Here is a 2,064-nt window from a genome sequence, read left to right as displayed (position 1 = left end):
TTTTATATCGCCAAATTTTTCTGTAAACACATTAAGTACTTCCTCTAAATCAGAATTTCTAGCAAGTGACTTTTCTTTGTTTAAAGACTCTAATTTAAATATTACAGAAATTGGATTAAGGGTTATCGCCTTTACTATCAATTTATCATTCACAATAAAATTAATCAATTCATCAATATTTAACGCCAAAATACCCCAAAATTCTGATGAATAATCTGAATTAAACATAGCATCGTTTGACTTGATTGCTCCTGTAAAAGAGTTTTGATCAGTGCTGCCTGATATATTTCTAAGATATGTCATTTCTTGTGTGAGTTGCGGATTTTTATCATTAAAATCAACTTTTGCCTCAATATCGGCAAAATAATAATTTTTACCTTGCCTTGATTGATACAACTTTCTTTGGTCGCCAATCAAACGATTTAACACACCCATTACCGTATCTTTGCTCACCCCCCTCTTAATGAAGTTTTTATCATTTTTAAGGCTGGTAATAGAGGCGATATATTTTCTACCTTTCTTTGGAAGTGGTTCATTGTTGTTGCCATCCAAAAATGAATTGCGCCAACAAGAATCATATTCTATGGTAATTCTCATAAACTCTCCTGATTAATCTTTAGCGTAAAAATAAATAGCAAATTCTTTATCTTTTTCAGGATTGGTACTATCACCTCTTTTAACTCTCATCATTTTAGTACTATCGTTATAATCCACCTCTAACTTATCTACATACATATAACCTTTAGCTTGACGAATGTTTAAATTTTTCAACATTTCCAAAGTTTCATTAACTAAAATTTGAATCGCATCTTGGTTTAATAAAATACCCTGTTCACCTTCTTCAAAAATTGTACCACCACGCACATAGTTTGGATGAAAAACCGCTTTAGGATTTAAATCCTTTAATTGTTGTTGTTCTTTAATTCTTTGAATAAATTCTTGCACTTGCTCTGCCACCTTTTCACCTTGATCCTCTTTGATAATCATAGCCGCACGATCAAATTTATTATCCAGCGAAATAAATTGCAATTGCTCAATACTGATTGAACCATAAGCCGTATATTTTGTGTCGCCAAAAGTGGTTTTTGAGAAAAATGAAGAACTGTCTCGCTCTCCCGCTTGTCCAAATTGATCAAAATTACCATTGCCCAATTCATCAACAAAATCTTCAATCAAAAGCGGACTGGTTCTTTTACACTGGCTAGATGGCACCACAAAACCACGCATTAAACCTGTAATTGAAGCGAGAACAGGGGTTAAGTCTTTTTCTTTAGCAAAGTGTAAATCAAACGCCTGATCTCTAAACAAATGATGGCGAATGCAATTTTGACTAATATATAACGGAGTTTTTGTAAAATCCATATCTGTTGCTTCTTTTTTATATTTGTAACCCGTTTCTTCTTTGATTCGTCCCGTAAGGTTGGTATAACCTCGTAACTTTGGCAAGGTGTGATTGTCCACCACTTTTCCTTCATTGCTTAGTTGAGTTGGTCCATTCCAATTTACAACACCATGCCCTAATGCGGTAATTTCAAAATCAACGCTTTTTATACCTTCTATATTTTTCATATTTTTTCTCCTAAATTATGTGCTTTCAAATGAACACGATTATTATTTTATACCAATTAAATTAATTTTGTCAAATTATTAAAACAATATCATGAAAAATTGCTTAAAATTATCTTTCTGTTACATAAGCAGCTTGGAAAAATTAAATTAATTTTGTCATTTACCGCCACATAGGCGGCGCTTTATCACTCATTGTCTTGTAATTTTGAAATAGACATAACGCCAATAGCTTGATTGATGCCTTTTAAATAATAAATTGCCTCGTCGCTTGCCTCTGTTTTTACTATATCCAAATCATTTGGTGTATAACTCACATAAATAGGTGTTTCAGGGTCTCTTGAATTTTTAAGATACAATCTTGTTTTAAGCCTTGTCGTCTCGGTAACGCCGTATTTTTGATTATCATCTACTTTGATATTGTGATGCTTTTTACCCATAAACTTCAAAGCACTCTCATCTTCATCATAATTTGAAATCTCATTAACACCCAAAGTT

At 32.5% G+C, this 2,064-nt stretch carries 3 protein-coding genes; all 3 read right to left on the bottom strand.

Features of this window, described 5'->3' with window-relative positions; genetic code table 11:
* On the bottom strand, positions 1-597 hold a 597-nt coding region (cas5fv, locus tag BQ7314_RS09765; RefSeq protein ID WP_245394967.1), incomplete at its 3' end, for a type I-Fv CRISPR-associated protein Cas5fv.
* Positions 598-609: 12 nt separating this feature from the next.
* Positions 610-1,569: a type I-Fv CRISPR-associated protein Cas7fv gene (gene cas7fv, locus BQ7314_RS09760; RefSeq protein WP_139682926.1), complete on the bottom strand. Its 960-nt coding sequence runs from the start codon at positions 1,567-1,569 to the stop codon at positions 610-612.
* Positions 1,570-1,754: 185 nt separating this feature from the next.
* Positions 1,755-2,064: hypothetical protein (locus tag BQ7314_RS09755; RefSeq protein WP_425356644.1), on the bottom strand; the 310-nt coding region annotated here is incomplete at its 5' end.

The sequence above is a fragment of the methanotrophic endosymbiont of Bathymodiolus puteoserpentis (Logatchev) genome (assembly GCF_900128525.1).
Taxonomy (GTDB): Bacteria; Pseudomonadota; Gammaproteobacteria; order Methylococcales; family Methylomonadaceae; genus Methyloprofundus.
This window is presented reverse-complemented; position numbering and strand designations above follow the sequence as displayed.